Annotated in this window: 16 protein-coding genes; all 16 read left to right on the forward strand. The window is 34.8% G+C overall.

Annotated elements, in window-relative coordinates; all coding sequences use genetic code 11:
- Positions 1 to 169: 169 nt before the first annotated feature.
- The 16 genes from spoIIE (at position 170) to MY490_RS00455 (ending at position 16,405) form a co-directional block, all read left to right on the forward strand.
- Positions 170 to 2,644, forward strand: a complete 2,475-nt coding sequence (gene spoIIE / locus MY490_RS00380) for a stage II sporulation protein E (protein WP_069033965.1) — start codon at positions 170 to 172, stop codon at positions 2,642 to 2,644.
- A gap of 79 nt (positions 2,645 to 2,723) precedes the next feature.
- Positions 2,724 to 3,458 carry a VWA domain-containing protein gene (locus MY490_RS00385; protein WP_248267573.1) on the forward strand — a complete coding sequence of 245 codons (735 nt, stop codon included), beginning with the start codon at positions 2,724 to 2,726 and terminating at the stop codon, positions 3,456 to 3,458.
- Positions 3,427 to 4,548: a protein kinase domain-containing protein gene (locus tag MY490_RS00390; RefSeq protein ID WP_248267574.1), complete on the forward strand. Its 1,122-nt coding sequence runs from the start codon at positions 3,427 to 3,429 to the stop codon at positions 4,546 to 4,548. Before MY490_RS00385 ends, MY490_RS00390 begins: the two co-directional genes overlap by 32 nt.
- 71 nt (positions 4,549 to 4,619) lie before the next feature.
- On the forward strand, positions 4,620 to 6,008 hold the full coding sequence (gene tilS / locus MY490_RS00395; RefSeq protein ID WP_248267575.1) for a tRNA lysidine(34) synthetase TilS: 1,389 nt from the start codon (positions 4,620 to 4,622) through the stop codon (positions 6,006 to 6,008).
- A gap of 9 nt (positions 6,009 to 6,017) precedes the next feature.
- A complete protein-coding gene (gene hpt / locus MY490_RS00400) occupies positions 6,018 to 6,557 on the forward strand; it encodes a hypoxanthine phosphoribosyltransferase (protein WP_088014785.1) in 540 nt (179 codons plus the stop codon).
- A gap of 81 nt (positions 6,558 to 6,638) precedes the next feature.
- A complete protein-coding gene (gene ftsH / locus MY490_RS00405; protein WP_248267576.1) occupies positions 6,639 to 8,555 on the forward strand; it encodes an ATP-dependent zinc metalloprotease FtsH in 1,917 nt (638 codons plus the stop codon).
- Between the two features lie 253 nt (positions 8,556 to 8,808).
- Positions 8,809 to 9,573: a type III pantothenate kinase gene (locus MY490_RS00410; protein WP_056474433.1), complete on the forward strand. Its 765-nt coding sequence runs from the start codon at positions 8,809 to 8,811 to the stop codon at positions 9,571 to 9,573.
- Positions 9,574 to 9,586: 13 nt separating this feature from the next.
- Complete coding sequence (hslO, locus tag MY490_RS00415; protein WP_248267577.1) at positions 9,587 to 10,462, forward strand: Hsp33 family molecular chaperone HslO; 876 nt, start codon at positions 9,587 to 9,589, stop codon at positions 10,460 to 10,462.
- 154 nt (positions 10,463 to 10,616) lie between these two features.
- Positions 10,617 to 11,537, forward strand: coding sequence for a cysteine synthase A (gene cysK, locus MY490_RS00420; protein WP_248267578.1), 921 nt, complete (start codon positions 10,617 to 10,619; stop codon positions 11,535 to 11,537).
- A 144-nt stretch (positions 11,538 to 11,681) separates the two neighbouring features.
- Positions 11,682 to 13,112 (forward strand): anthranilate synthase component I family protein, encoded by a 1,431-nt coding sequence (locus tag MY490_RS00425; RefSeq protein ID WP_248267579.1) that lies wholly within the window; start codon positions 11,682 to 11,684, stop codon positions 13,110 to 13,112.
- Positions 13,109 to 13,696, forward strand: a complete 588-nt coding sequence (gene pabA, locus MY490_RS00430; protein WP_248267580.1) for an aminodeoxychorismate/anthranilate synthase component II — start codon at positions 13,109 to 13,111, stop codon at positions 13,694 to 13,696. Before MY490_RS00425 ends, pabA begins: the two co-directional genes overlap by 4 nt.
- Positions 13,693 to 14,565, forward strand: coding sequence for an aminodeoxychorismate lyase (pabC, locus tag MY490_RS00435; RefSeq protein WP_248267581.1), 873 nt, complete (start codon positions 13,693 to 13,695; stop codon positions 14,563 to 14,565). Before pabA ends, pabC begins: the two co-directional genes overlap by 4 nt.
- A gap of 65 nt (positions 14,566 to 14,630) precedes the next feature.
- Positions 14,631 to 15,404: a dihydropteroate synthase gene (folP, locus tag MY490_RS00440; RefSeq protein ID WP_248269289.1), complete on the forward strand. Its 774-nt coding sequence runs from the start codon at positions 14,631 to 14,633 to the stop codon at positions 15,402 to 15,404.
- The gene (folB, locus tag MY490_RS00445) at positions 15,397 to 15,759 is read left to right on the forward strand and encodes a dihydroneopterin aldolase (protein ID WP_248267582.1); all 363 of its coding nucleotides are present in this window, start codon (positions 15,397 to 15,399) and stop codon (positions 15,757 to 15,759) included. Before folP ends, folB begins: the two co-directional genes overlap by 8 nt.
- Entirely contained in the window at positions 15,756 to 16,253 is a 498-nt protein-coding gene (gene folK, locus MY490_RS00450) for a 2-amino-4-hydroxy-6-hydroxymethyldihydropteridine diphosphokinase (RefSeq protein ID WP_248267583.1), read from the forward strand. Before folB ends, folK begins: the two co-directional genes overlap by 4 nt.
- Positions 16,205 to 16,405 carry a helix-turn-helix domain-containing protein gene (locus MY490_RS00455; protein WP_056474403.1) on the forward strand — a complete coding sequence of 67 codons (201 nt, stop codon included), beginning with the start codon at positions 16,205 to 16,207 and terminating at the stop codon, positions 16,403 to 16,405. The genes folK and MY490_RS00455 overlap by 49 nt, the downstream gene beginning before the upstream one ends.
- Positions 16,406 to 16,424: the final 19 nt, after the last annotated feature.

Raw genomic sequence — 16,424 nt, forward strand, 5'->3', positions numbered from 1 at the left:
CCTATTAGAGAAATTATGCTGCTAGCTTTTCTCATATTTTGTAAAACAGTTGTACGTAAAAGCTTTTTCCGTCGAAGAAAACTTTTATTTGCCTTTGTCATTTTGACATAATCCTTCAATTGGACAAGTTAAAATATGTTCAATAAACCAATTCGGATGAGGTGGAAATATGACGAAACTGCAAAGAGGGTCATCTAATTCTTCAGCAAGCTTGGTCCCTACTAATGGATTTCAATCAGTATTTCGGCAATCTTCTAAATCAATTAAATCCAAATTAGAGAGAGCATTCTTTGATTGGGGGTTACTAATCTTTTTAACGGGATTTTTATTAGGACGAGCGTTGATACTATCACATATTCTCCCGTTTGTATTACCGTTTTTTGCCTCAGTTTATATGATGAAACGTGAGCGTACTGGAATAGCTTTTGTTGCTCTTATGATTGGTTCATTAACTGTGTCAATTGAAACAGTTAGTTACGCGTTTGCCACAATTATCCTATTTTTTATCCTTAATATTTTCTTCGCTAGAGTTAAACGACACTATATAGGTTTAGTACCTTTTCAAGTTTTTTTATCAGTATTTATTAGTCATCTTTTAATTACTTATGCTTTTCAACAAGAAGTTCTAATGTATGATGTTTTGATGGCCTCAGTTGAAGCGGGATTAAGTTTTATTTTAACGATGATCTTTTTCCAAAGTGTACCTCTACTCGCGATTCCTAAAAGAAAACAGCTTTTAGGTGTTGAAGAAATCGTATGTTTAGTTATTCTTTTAGCTTCGGTTGTGACGGGGACAACTGATTGGTATATTCAAGATTTATCTATTCAGCATATTGTTACTAGATACATTGTCTTACTATTTGCCTTCGTAGCCGGAGGAACGGTCGGTTGTACAGTAGGGGTTGTAACAGGCCTTATACTAAGTTTAGCGAGTGTTTCGAGTCTATATCAAATGAGCTTATTAGCATTCTCTGGATTACTTGGTGGCCTCCTTAAAGAGGGAAAAAGATTAGGTGCGGCAGCTGGCTTATTAATTGGGACATGCCTCATTAGCTTTTATGCTGAAAAACAATCAGATATTATTTTTTCAATCATTGAATCAGTAATTGCGATTGTCTTATTCTTAATAACACCATCTTTCCTACTAAAACAATTAGCTAAACTAGTACCAGGAACAGAAGAACATTCTACAGATCAACAACAATACTTGCGTAAAATAAGAGATTTGACGGCTAATCGGATTACTCAATTTTCAAACGTGTTTGAAGCATTATCTGCAAGTTTTTCACAGCCTAGCCAGTTTGCACATATTGAGGACGAACTAACTGATGAAGAACTGTTTATTTGTAGTATTTCAAATAAGTGCTGTAATAGTTGTATGAAAAAGGATCATTGTTGGTCAAACAATGGTGATCGAACATATCAATACATGGAAAATATGATGCATTTAGTTGAAAAGGATCAGCTCATTAAGAATGGCCAATTTATGAGAGAGTGGGAGAAATATTGCCAACGTTCTTCAAAAATGGCAGATTTAATGAAGCAAGAGGTTTTCTACTTCCGTGCCAATCAAAGGCTAAAAAAACAAGTTCAAGAAAGTAGAAGATTAGTGGCAGAGCAATTACGCGGGGTTTCAAAAGTAATGGTCGATTTTGCAAAAGAGATTCAACGAGAAAAAGAAAATCATCAATTGCAGGAAGACCAAATCTTACAAGCTTTATTAAACTTTGGAATTGATGTTAGCCAAGTTGAAATTTATAACTTAGAGCAAGGTAATATTGATATAGATATATTAATTCCGTTTGAAAACGAGTACGGTGAATGCCAAAAATTAATTGCGCCAATTCTATCAGATATTTTAAAAGAGACGATTGTCGTATTAAAAGAAGAGGCAGCGACAATACCCAATGGAGGTAATTACTTAGTTACATTTGGATCAGATAAGGCATTTGTTATTGAAACCGGGGTTGCGACTGCAGCTAAAGGTGGAGGCTTTATTTCTGGTGATGCATTTAAAATAATGGATGTTGGAGCAGGGAAGCACGCTATTGCGATTAGTGATGGCATGGGAAATGGTGAGCGAGCTCATATTGAAAGTAATGAAACACTAAAACTACTTCAAAAAATATTAAATTCGGGTATTGAAGAAACCGTCGCTATTAAATCGATTAATTCGATATTATCTTTACGTACTACGGAAGAGGTCTTTGCTACACTAGATTTAGCGATGGTCGATTTACACGATGCATCAGCAAAATTCTTAAAAATTGGTTCATCACCAAGTTTTGTGAAACGAGGTAAGCAAGTTATTAAAATTGAAGGTAGTAATCTACCAATCGGGATCATTGATGAATTTGATGTAGAAGTCGTAAGTGAGCAGTTAAAAGCTGGAGACTTATTAATTATGATGAGTGATGGAATTTTTGAAGGTCCTAAACATGTTGAAAATTACGAAATGTGGATGAAACGAAAAATAAGTGAATTTGAAACGGATGATCCACAATCAGTAGCAGAGTTGTTACTCGAGGAAGTAATTCGTTCGAATACAGGTGATATTAATGATGATATGACGGTTGTGGTTGCTGTTGTTAAACGAAACTTGCCAGAGTGGTCATCTATCTCATCATATAGTGCAATGGCATAGTAAAATAAAATAAATAAAGGTTTATCCCCTCCCGCAATTGGACAAAATGGTAACAACTTTTACGCGGAGGGGATTTTGTATGTATAAGGGAAAGTTAAAACAAATTCTATTAATAACTGATGGTTATTCAAACCATGGCGAAGATCCGTTAGCTGTTTCAAGTCTGGCACAAGAATACGGTATTACAGTAAATGTAATTGGAATACTAGATGAAAATGTGCAAAGTGGTGACGGTTTAAAGGAAATCGAGGAAATTGCTAGAGCAGGTGGAGGGATTAGTCAAGTCGTTTACACAAAGCAACTTTCTCAAACTGTTCAAATGGTTACTAGAAAAGCGATGACTCAAACAATTCAAGGATTTGTAAATAAAGAATTAAAACAAATTTTAGGCGATAGCAATTCGATTGAATCACTTCCTCCCTCAAAGCGAGAAGAAGTATATGAGGTTGTAGAGGATATCGGCGAAACTGTAGGTTTAGAAGTTATTATTTTAGTAGATACGAGTGCTAGTATGAAAGACAAACTAGAAACTGTTAAGGAATCATTATTTGATTTGCAAATTAGTTTAAACTCAAGGACAGGAGAAAATGCCTACTCGTTATTTATATTTCCCGGGAAACATGATGATGTAGACAAATTACTAGATTGGACACCTAAGTTAGAAAAACTAAACACAATTTTTCCTAAGTTAACGATGGGCGGCATGACGCCAACCGGTCCTGCTATACGTGAGGCTTTAAACTATTTTAACGAACAAAACTACAATAGAGGTAATAATGGTGATGATGAACAATCAATTGAATGGGCAGATTAATTTAGCGCCTGGGACTCTCATTACTGGAAAGTGGAATAAAAACAAATACGAAATTAAGAGTTTACTTGGAAATGGGGCAAATGGAACAGTTTATCTAGCTTCTGGAAAAACTGGAGATGTTGCTATTAAGCTGAGTAAAGATTCTACTAATATAACGAACGAAGTAAATGTTTTAAAAAAAATCACACAGGTCCAGGATTCAATCCTTGGGCCTTCTTTTATCGATGTAGATGACTATTTAAATCCAGGAACAAATGAATGCTGCTATTACTATGTTATGGAATACGTAAATGGTGTAAGTTTACCAAATTTTATTGAAAGAAATGGAATGGAATGGACTAGTATTTTTATCATACAAGTTTTATCATTGTTAGATAAATTACACCATAAAGGCTTTATTTTTGGAGATTTAAAAACAGATAATCTACTTGTTACAAAAGAACCAAATAAAATCCAGTGGATTGATTTTGGAGGAGTTACTCAAATTGGACGTGCAGTTAAAGAGTTTACGGAGTTCTTTGATCGTGGATACTGGGGCTTAGGTTCTAGGAAAGCGGAAGTTTCCTATGACTTATTTGCTGTTACGATGATTTTTATCCACTTGCATTGTAAAAAGCAATTTTTAAAAAACGGATTGGGAATAAATCAAATTGAACAAGTAATAACGGAAACACAAACCCTTAATCCATATAAAGAATTTCTAATGAAAGGATTAAAAGGGGAGTATGTTAATGCAAGTGCTATGAAACAAGCTCTATTAATGTATGAACAAAAAATAAATGCTACTAAAAAGAGGAAGAATAAGAAGGATCAAGCTACTGCTGCACAAACGATGAACCAAACAAGGCAATCGAAAAAGCAAAATCAGAATACGAATCAATCCACACAATCAAAAAAACATAGTCAGCCTACAAATCAACCTAGACATTCAGCTAGTCAGAATCAAAAACCTAACCAATCAACACAGACAAGAGCAGGGAACAATGTCCAGGTGAAGCAAAAGAAAAAAAGAATTCACTGGTTCGAAACATCGACCATCCTCTTGTTAATGGGCTTGGCCTATGCATTATATTTTTATTATCAGCTGTAAATTATAGTACTCCAAGTGTGTGAATGGTAACATATAGATATGAATTTTACTTTCATTAGGAGTATAGGTAAATGGTAATTAATCAATTAAAGGAATTTATAAAACAAAACGATATTAACAGAAATAGTGTAATTGTGATTGGTGTTTCTGGAGGTCCAGATTCAATGGCGTTAGCCCATTCTTTTTTATCAATTAGAGAAGAATATGCGTTCTCGATTATTATTGCACATGTAGATCATATGTTTAGAGGACAAGAATCTTTAGATGATTTAGAATATGTCAAGAACTGGAGCCTCCAAAATAACGTTCAATATGAAGGTAAGAGCATAAATGTGAATCAGTATATCGAGGAAACGGGTTTAAGTAGTCAATTGGCGGCAAGGGAATGTCGATATCGTTTCTTTGATGAAACGATGAAGAAATATGAAGCGAATTATTTAGCGTTAGGTCACCATGGAGAGGACCAAGTTGAAACGATATTGATGCGGTTAGTAAGAGGTAGCTCGCAGGTCGGTTACGCTGGCATTAGGGAAAAGAGATCTTTTAGTACAGGCGAAATTATTCGTCCATTTTTAGATTTAAGAAAACAAGCATTAACTACATATTGTCACGAACAAGGTATTATCCCTCGAAAAGATCCAAGTAATGATAAAGATGTTTACACAAGAAATCGATTTAGACATCATATTCTACCTTTTATTTTTGAAGAAAATCCAACTGCACATAAAAGATTCCAGCAGTTTAGCAGACAGCAATTGGAAGATGATCTATATTTAATGGAATTAACTGAAGACGCAATGAATACAGTTATAAAAAATAAAAAAAAGCAAGCAGTCACTATTGACGTTAGACAGTTTTTAAATGTGCCTATATCTTTACAAAGAAGATGTATTCAACTAATATTAGATTATGTCTACCTATCTATCCCTAAAGGCTTGACACAAGGGCATCTTAATTCAATTCTGACTTTATTACGAAATGAAAAATCTACGTGGGAGCAGCATTTACCCGGAGGACTTTTTGTCACACGTTCATATAATGAATGCATCTTTACATTCGAACAAACGAATGTGAAGGATTATACTATTTCTATTAATGAGCCTGGCGAATACGAACTACCAAATGGTTTTTCAATTAAAGTTGAATTAAACAATCAATGTTTTGAGCAAAAAAACGACATATTTATGTGTTCTGTCAAGGATGTTTCTTTTCCACTCATTGTTCGGAATCGAAAGAATGGTGATCGAATGTCATTAAAGGGTATGAATGGGTCAAAAAAGTTAAAAGATATATTTATTGATGAAAAAATGAAACAATCATTACGTGATGAATGGCCAATAATTACGGATAGTCAAAATAATATATTATGGGTACCTTTCGTAAAGAAATCTGCTTTTGAAAGAAATTTTTCGACAGATGAGTCACTCATCGCAATACAGGTGGTTTCTAAGAGTTTCTAGGAGGAAAAAATGAAACAAGACATTCAACAAGTATTAGTAAGTGAAGAGGCAATTCAACAAAAAGTAGTAGAATTAGGTGCAGTACTAACTGAAGAGTACAAAGACCGCTTTCCACTAGTAGTGGGTGTTTTAAAAGGAGCTCTTCCGTTCATGTCTGACCTTATCAAGCATATTGATACATATATCGAAATTGATTTTATGGATGTTTCTAGTTATGGACATAGTACAGTTTCTTCTGGTGAAGTAAAAATTGTAAAAGATTTAAATACTTCAGTAGAAGGAAGAGATGTAATCATTCTAGAAGATATTATTGATAGTGGTCTAACTTTAAATTATTTAGTTGAACTATTTAAACATCGCAAAGCTAATACAGTTAAAATCGTTACTTTATTAGATAAGCCAAGCGGACGTAAAGCAAATATTGAGGCTGATTTAGTTGGTTTCGAAGTACCAGATGCTTTCGTAGTAGGATATGGTTTAGATTATATTGAACGTTATCGAAATCTGCCATATGTTGGCGTTTTAAAGCCTGAAGTTTACACGAAATAAGTCAAGTTTTATTCGTTTGTTTACATGGTATAACTATGCTACTATATAAAGTAATTAAATTGAAAGAGAGGAGGTTTGGAATTGAATCGAATTTTCCGTAATACAGTCTTTTACATATTAATCTTCTTAGTTGTGATTGGTGTTGTTACATATTTCAATGGGCCAGAATCTCAAGTTAAGAAAGTAAGTTACGATACATTTTATACTAAGTTACAAAAAGGTGATGTTAGCAGCTTAACATCTATCCAACCTAAAAATGGAGTGTACATAGTAAGAGGTCACTTTACAGATGTAAAAAAAGGCGAATCTTTCCAAACTCAAGTACCAATTAGTGACGAAACGACAAAAATAGTTAACAAAGCAGTTGCTGACTATAAAATAAAGGCTAATTGGAATCCAGCTGAAACAACAAGTGCATGGGTGCAAATCTTCACTTCACTCATTCCATTTGTTATTATTTTCATTCTGTTCTTCTTCTTAATGAATCAAGCACAAGGTGGCGGAAGCCGTGTTATGAACTTTGGGAAGAGCAAAGCTCGTCTTTATAATGACGAGAAAAAGAAAGTACGATTTAAAGATGTTGCAGGTGCAGATGAAGAAAAGCAAGAGCTTGTTGAAGTTGTAGAGTTCTTGAAGGATCCTCGTAAGTTTTCTGAATTAGGTGCAAGAATTCCTAAAGGGGTACTATTAGTAGGACCTCCTGGAACAGGTAAAACATTATTAGCAAGAGCTGTTGCAGGAGAAGCTGGAGTTCCATTCTTCTCAATCAGTGGTTCTGATTTTGTTGAAATGTTTGTAGGGGTTGGTGCTTCTCGTGTTCGTGATTTATTTGAAAATGCGAAGAAAAACGCTCCTTGTATCATATTTATAGATGAGATCGATGCTGTAGGTCGTCAACGTGGTGCTGGATTAGGTGGAGGTCACGATGAGCGTGAACAAACATTAAACCAGTTACTTGTTGAGATGGATGGTTTCGGTGCTAACGAAGGTATTATCATCATCGCTGCAACAAACCGTGCAGATGTTCTTGACCCAGCGTTATTACGTCCAGGTCGATTTGACAGACAGATTACGGTAGATCGTCCAGATGTAATAGGACGTGAAGCAGTATTAAAAGTTCATTCAAGAAATAAACCATTGTCACCAGAAGTAGACTTAAAAGCTATTGCTCAAAGAACACCTGGTTTCTCTGGTGCAGATTTAGAGAATTTATTAAACGAAGCAGCATTAGTTGCAGCTCGTCGTGATAAAAAGAAAATTGATATGCTTGATATTGACGAAGCAACTGACCGTGTAATTGCGGGACCTGCTAAGAAAAATAAAGTTATATCTGAAAAAGAGCGTAAAATTGTTGCGTTCCATGAAGCTGGACATACGGTTATTGGTCAAGTATTAGATGATGCTGAAGTGGTGCACAAAGTAACAATCGTACCGCGTGGTCAAGCAGGTGGTTATGCAGTAATGCTTCCAAAAGAAGATCGTTACTTTATGACAAAACCAGAATTACTTGATAAAATTACAGGTCTACTTGGTGGACGTGTTGCTGAAGAAGTGGTATTTGGTGAAGTAAGTACAGGAGCTCATAATGACTTCCAACGTGCAACAGGTATTGCTCGTCGTATGGTTACTGAGTTCGGTATGAGCGATAAACTAGGCCCATTACAGTTTGGTCAATCTCAAGGAGGAAATGTATTCCTTGGTAGAGACTTTAATAATGAACAAAATTATAGTGATAAAATTGCTTATGAAATCGACGTAGAGATTCAAACAATCATTAAAGAATGTTATGCAAAAGCAACTGATATTATTAAGAAGCATCGCGATAAATTAGACTTGCTTGCAAACACATTATTAGAAGTGGAAACGTTAGATGCAAAAGGAATTAAGAGTCTTTGGGAACAAGGCACACTTCCTACATCTCCAACTTCAAAAGATGAGGTAAAAGTCAACATTTCTAAAAAGAATGATGAACCAACTGAGCCTAAAATCACTGAATAAAAATGAAGAGTGTCTTTCTAGACACTCTTTCTTTTTTTTTTTGGTGAAAAGTAAAGTATACCAATACCTTTGGAGAAATGGTTTTATTGAAGCGTTTTAATAATTACGAACCTATATCCATAGCAGAAAGCATCTATTTTTAAACTACTATCAACTTGTGTTATCATTATTTTTATAGTGATTAAAAAATGTACTTGCGACAAAAAATATAAAATAAAAGTTTTATTTTTGAAATGGAGAGACGGTGGATTATATGTTATTTGTAATCGATGTAGGAAATACAAATACTGTTTTAGGTGTTTACCAAGAAGATGAGTTAATACATCATTGGAGAATTGAGACGAATCGTTATAAAACAGAAGATGAGTACGGTATGGTCATTGGTTCTTTACTTGAATATGCAGGTATTGGGTTTGATGAGTTTCATGCAGTTATTATTTCATCAGTTGTCCCACCGATTATGTTCTCACTAGAAAGAATGGCTACAAAATATTTTAAACAAAAGCCACTAATCGTTGGTCCTGGTATAAAAACAGGTTTAAACATAAAATATGATAATCCGAAAGAAGTTGGCGCGGATCGAATTGTTAATGCGGTTGCTGGAATTGCACAATACGGAAGTCCGCTAATTATTGTAGATTTCGGAACAGCTACTACATATTGTTATATAGATGAAAATAAAAATTACATCGGTGGAGCAATTGCCCCAGGCATCAATATATCAACAGAAGCACTCTATACAAAGGCTTCAAAATTGCCTCGTATAGAGCTTTCAAGACCTTCTAATATTGTTGGTCGTACAACTGTAGAAGCAATGCAGGTTGGAATTCTATATGGTTATGTAGGTCAAGTTGAAGGGATTGTAAAACGAATGAAAGCTCAAGCAAAGGTAGAACCTACTGTTATAGCAACAGGTGGACTTGCTTCATTAATATCTAAGGAATCAGATATCATTGATGTCATGGATCCGTATTTAACATTAAAAGGTCTACATTTAATTTATAAACGAAATTCTTAAAAAGGGGTACATCATGAAAGATTATTTAGTAAAAGCATTAGCTTTTAACGGTGAAGTCCGTGCATATAGCGTTAGAACAACAAATATTGTAAAAGAAGCTCAAGAACGTCATGACACTTGGTCAAACGCTTCTGCTGCATTAGGTCGTACATTAACAGCTGCTACGATGATGGGTGCTATGTTAAAAGGCGATGAAAAGTTAACTTTAAAGGTTGAAGGTAATGGCCCAATTGGCCATATTTTAGTCGATAGTAATGCAAAAGGTGAAGTCCGAGGATATGTACAAAATCCACATGTACAAACTGAACTGAACAAACATGGGAAAATTGATGTAGCAAAAGCTGTTGGAACTGTAGGTACAATCTCAGTTGTTAAAGATATTGGTATGAGAGAACCTTTCACAGGATCAGTGCCGATTGTATCAGGTGAACTTGGTGAAGACTTTACTTACTATTTTGCTGTATCTGAACAAACACCTTCATCTGTAGGTGTGGGCGTATTAGTAAACCCAGATCATACGATTTTAGCAAGTGGAGGATTTATTATTCAAATCTTACCTGGCGCTAGTGAAGAATGTATCACGCAAATTGAAAATCGTTTAAAAACGATTAAACCAGTTTCTAAACTAATTGAAGAAGGCCTGACTCCAGAAGAAATTTTATATGAAGTGTTAGGAAAAGAAGAAGTTAAAGTTTTAGAAACGATGGATGTAAAATTCCAATGTCAATGCTCAAGAGAGAGAATTGAAGGTGCACTTTTAAGTATTGGTAAACAAGAATTGGAACTAATATTAGAAGAGGATGGAGAAGCAGAAGTAACATGTCATTTCTGTAATCAACCTTATCATTATTCTGGTGAACAATTAAAAGAATTAATTAACAAATTGTAGGTGGAAATTAAAGGGATTTGTCGAGCTTTCTTTTCATAATTTATTATGAATTTCATACAAGTTATGTATAGGAGAAAGTAATTGACAGATTCTTTTGTTTTTTACATAATGTATATTAAACAGGTCAATATACTAGGAATTAGGAGTGGATGAAATGAAAGTTGCAAATTCAGTTTATGAATTAATCGGTAGAACTCCAATTGTAAAACTTAACAGATTAGTAGACGAGGACAGCGCGGAAATTTACTTAAAACTAGAATTTATGAATCCTGGTAGCAGTGTTAAAGATCGTATTGCTCTTGCGATGATTGAGGATTCAGAGAAAAAAGGTTTAATTAAACCAGGTGATACAATTATTGAACCAACTAGTGGAAATACTGGTATCGGATTAGCAATGGTAGCAGCTGCTAAAGGCTATAAATCAATTCTAGTAATGCCAGAAACAATGAGTATTGAGAGACGAAACTTATTAAGAGCATATGGCGCGGAATTAGTTCTAACTCCAGGTCCTGAAGGAATGGGAGGAGCAATTCGTAAAGCGGATGAATTAGCAAAAGAAAACGGGTATTTCGTTCCACAACAATTTAATAATATTGCAAATCCAGAAGTTCACCGTTTAACAACTGGTCCTGAAATTGTTGAACAAATGGGAGACCAACTTGATGCATTTATTTCGGGAGTAGGTACAGGAGGAACAATCTCTGGTGCAGGAGCTGTTTTAAAAGAAGCTTACCCTGGAATTAATATTGTCGCAGTTGAACCTGAAGACTCTCCAGTTTTATCAGGTGGTAAACCAGGTCCCCATAAAATCCAAGGTATTGGAGCAGGTTTCATCCCTGGAACATTGAATACGGATATTTATGATGAAATCGTTAAAATCAAAAATGACGATGCAATGGAGACGGCTAGAAAAGTAGCCAAAGAAGAAGGTATACTTGTAGGTATCTCTTCTGGTGCTGCAATTAGTGCTGCATTACAAGTTGCAAAAAAACTTGGAAAAGGTAAAAAAGTACTTGCGATCATTCCAAGTAATGGAGAGCGTTATTTAAGTACAGCATTATTCCAATTTGAGTAATTTTTCGGTTGATTACATGATAAATTTAAAACCCCTTTGCTAGTTGCAAAGGGGTTTTTTGTTTTTCCATAAAATGCTTTGATGTATACTTCTTACTTTTTGTGTAAAATGAAAAAAGAAGCGCTATCAGAGGGGGATATTCACATGAATTATGAAATTTTTTCAAAAGTTATCAATTATACTGAACCTTTCTTTAAATACTTTGTAGAAACGGCAAAAGAGAAAAAGAATGCCGTACTTCTTGAAAGTGGTCGTGACGGAAGATATTCATTTATGGCATCTAATCCTGTTGCAAAGCTATATGGGAAGGATAATAAATTAACAGTCGAAGTAGGGATTGAAGGATGCACCGAGAAAGTGGAGTATGAAGGAAATCCAATTGATTTAGCTAAGGAATATCTATCTAAATACACAGCGGTAAAAAGAGATGACCTACCACCATTTCAAGGTGGAGCAATCGGTTATTTCACATATGACTGTAACCATTATATCGAAGACCTACCAACGATGGCTGAGGATGTCTACAGTATTCCAGATGTTTATTTATTAATCTTCCATGAAGTGGTTGTTTTTGATCATCAAGAAAACCAATTATATTTTATTGTTATAGATGAAATGAATAATGCTGATAAGGCACAAAAACGAATAGACTCTTTAGAAGAGTTCTTCATTAATGAAATAGAGCAAATCGATTTATCTAGAAGAACTTCTACCGAAGAGATTGAAAAAACAATTTATATGTCTGAACAAAAATTTACAGATGCTGTTGGAAATGTTAAAGAATATATCAGTGCTGGGGATGTATTCCAGGTGAATTTATCCGTGCTACAATCTGAGACACTTGTAACAGATCCACTATATATATATGAGCAGCTTAGAGAAATAAATCCTTCACCATATATGTCCTATTTAGATTTTGACGAGTTTCAAATTGTTAGTTGCTCACCAGAGCTATTAGTAGCAAAACGTGATCAAGAAGTTTGGACAAGACCAATAGCAGGTACAAGGTCCCGTGGTAAAACAGTAGAAGAAGAACAGCAACTGATGGAAGAACTACGTTCAAATGAAAAAGAACAAGCAGAGCATATTATGCTAGTTGATTTAGAGCGCAATGATTTAGGAAGAGTATGTGAATATGGAACTGTAGAAGTAGACGAACTATTAGTAATCGAAAAGTATTCGCATGTAATGCACCTTGTTTCAAATGTTAGAGGTGAGCTACAAAAGGGTAAAGATTCATTTGACTTATTAAAAGCAGTATTTCCCGGGGGAACAATAACAGGAGCTCCAAAAATCCGTACGATGGAAATTATTGAAGAACTAGAACCAACCAAGCGTGGCATTTATACAGGTTCTGTTGGATGGATTAGCTTCACAGGGGATATGGAGTTGAACATTACGATTCGAACAATGATTACAAAAGATCAGCAAGCATTTGTACAAGCTGGTGCTGGCATTGTTATTGATTCTAATCCAAGACATGAGTATTTAGAAAGTCTTAAGAAAGCTCAAGCTTTATGGACAGCTAAGAAAGTAAGTGAAGAAAAAGCACAGTTGGGTGGGAATGTAAAATGATATTAATGATTGATAATTATGATTCATTTACCTATAATCTAGTTCAATATTTAGGGGAATTAGGTGAAGAGTTAATTGTAAAACGAAATGATGAAATTTCTTTAGAAGAAATCGAAGCATTATCGCCGTCTTATTTGATGATTTCACCAGGTCCTTGTACACCAAACGAAGCTGGAATCAGTTTAAAAGCAATTGAACACTTTGCTGGGAAAATACCAATTTTAGGCGTATGCTTAGGACACCAATCAATCGCTCAAGTATTTGGAGGGGACGTAGTACGTGCAGAACGCTTAATGCACGGAAAAACATCGGCAATTACACATGAAGGTTTGGGATTATTTAATGATCTACCATCACCTATTGATGTTACGCGATATCACTCATTAATAGTTAAAAAAGAAACTTTCCCTGAGGAGCTTGAAATAACAGCTTGGACAAATGAAGGAGAGATTATGGCGTTAAAACATAAGACATTACCGATTGAAGGAGTACAATTTCACCCTGAATCGATTATGTCACAATTCGGTAAAGAAATGCTTAGAAACTTTTTACAAGCATATAAACCATCCAGGAGTACAGTATGAAATTATATTTTAATGGAGAATACTTGAACGATTATGAAGTGAAAATATCTCCATTTGATCATGGTTTTTTATATGGCTTAGGAGTATTTGAAACATTTCGGATCTATAATGGGCATCCGTTTTTATTGTTTGATCATTTAAAGCGTTTAAGAAAGTCGTTATTGAACCTGAATATTGAGTGGAATTTGCTAGATGAGGAAATACAAACGATTTTAAATAGGTTAATTGAATTAAATGGGTTACAAGATGCGTATATACGTTTGAATGTTTCAGCAGGTGAAGGTGAAATAGGTTTATACACTGGTCAGTATTCAAATCCAAATACGATAATGTTTATTAAACCTATGCATGAAAGTAATATCTTAGAGAAAGAAGGGGTAATACTAAATACCCCTCGAAACTCTCCTGAAGGAAAAGAGCGTTTAAAATCTCATCATTATTTAAATAATATTATCGGGAAAAAAGAGATCGGTAACTCACCAAATATAGAAGGAATCTTTTTAAACAAAGATGGGTTTCTTTCAGAAGGTATCGTTTCAAATCTTTTTTTTATTAACCGAGATCGAATATATACACCACACGTTGATACGGGAATCTTGAATGGGATAACGAGACAGTTCGTGATTCATTGGGCTAAATTAAAAGGCATTACAGTTGAAGAAGGCTTCTACACAGAGCAAGAACTGTTAAAAGCGGATGAAATATTTATTTCAAACTCAATTCAAGAAATTATCCCGGTTACAGTAATTGGCGAGCGGCGTTTTAATGTAAGTGAAAGTAGTGTAATAAAGGATTTGCAAAAGGATTATAGACTTCACCGAAAATCCTTATTAAGCATGAATGAAATGGAAAGAAGTGAACAAGTGTGAGAAGAGCAACAAAACCCTTGATTTGTGGAAATTACTCACTACCAATTCAGAATGAAACAATTGTAATGGGGATTTTAAATGTAACCCCGGACTCCTTTTCTGATGGTGGCCGATACAATGAAATTGAATTAGCGATACAACATGCAAAGAAGTTAATTGCTGATGGAGCAAAAATTATTGATGTAGGTGGGGAATCGACAAGACCTGGAGCTGCCATAGTTGACGAAGACGAAGAGTTAAGAAGAGTAGTTCCGATTATTAAAGCATTATCTAAAGAAATTGATGTCCCAATTTCCATTGATACATATAAATCTGAAGTAGCAAAACAAGCTGTTGAAGCTGGCGCAACAATCATTAATGATGTTTGGGGAGCAAAGAAAGACCCTAAAATTGCTGAAGTGGCTGCTGCGTACAATGTTCCAATTTGTTTAATGCACAATCGAACAGATGAAAACTATTATAGTTTAATGAGTGATCTTGTCTGTGATTTAGTTGAAAGTATTAATATAGCAAAACGTGCAGGCGTAAAGGATGAAATGATTATTTTGGATCCAGGTGTTGGTTTTGCAAAATCAGCTGAGCAGAATTTAGAAGTTTTAAACCAAATGGAGCAAATCAAAGCGCTAGATTATCCAGTGTTACTTGGTACTTCTAGAAAAAGGTTTATAGGGGAGGTTCTTGGTACTGAAGTACATGAGCGAATGGAAGGTACAGGGGCTACAGTCTGTTTAGGTATTACGAAAGGCTGCGAAATTGTTCGAGTACATGATGTATTAGCGATTTCCCGTATGGCTAAAATGATGGACGCTATGTTAAAGATTGGAGTAAAAAATGGATAAAATATATGTAACAGGTATGAGATTTTATGGATACCACGGTGTATTTAAAGAGGAGAAAACATTAGGGCAACGATTTAATGTTGATTTAATTGTCGAATTAGATACAAAAAAAGCAGGAGAAACAGATGATTTGGCGTATTCAGTAAGTTATGCAGACTTATTTAAAACCTGCGAAGAAGTAGTTCAAGGTCAGTCTTATGATTTAGTTGAATCAGTAGCTGAAGAGATTGCTAAACAACTATTAAATACATATGATTTAATTCAACAATGTACTGTAAAAGTCATAAAACCAGATCCACCAATACCAGGACATTATGATTTTGTAGCAGTTGAAATATCAAGAGGTCGCATATGAAAAATGAATCATATTTAAGTTTAGGAACGAATATAGGCGATCGAGAAGGTTTTCTTACAAAGGCTATTAGGGAATTAGTGAGTCATCCGGACATTCAAGTAGAACAAATCTCTTCTATTTATGAAACAGACCCAGTTGGATACGTAGACCAAGATCCATTTTTAAATCTCGTTATTAAAATTTCTACCAAATTAACACCACTTCAATTACTTGATGTTACGCAAGGAATTGAAAAAAATCTTGGTAGAAAAAGGGAATTGCGTTGGGGTCCAAGAACAATTGACCTTGACATATTACTCTATAATCACGAAGATATAGAAGTTGAGCACCTAAGAATACCGCACCCGAGAATGTTTGAAAGAAGCTTTGTGTTAATCCCCTTAAAAGAAATTAACCAATCAATTAAGGTTGAAACTAAATTTTTAGAGGATAAAGGAGTTCGATTATGGAAGCTGAAAAGTGGGGTAGACGGATTAGGGCTTTTAGAAAATTAAAAGGTTTTACCCAAGAAGGCTTTGCAAAAAACCTTGGAGTTTCTGTTTCGGTGTTAGGTGAAGTTGAGCGAGGGAATCGTATGCCGACTGAACAGTTTTTGCATGATTGTGCAAAACAATTAAAAGTAAGTGTAGAGGAATTATCAATATAGAGTTTTATTGAAATAGAAG

The organism is Gottfriedia acidiceleris, assembly GCF_023115465.1.
Classification (GTDB): Bacteria; Bacillota; Bacilli; order Bacillales; family Bacillaceae_G; genus Gottfriedia; species Gottfriedia acidiceleris_B.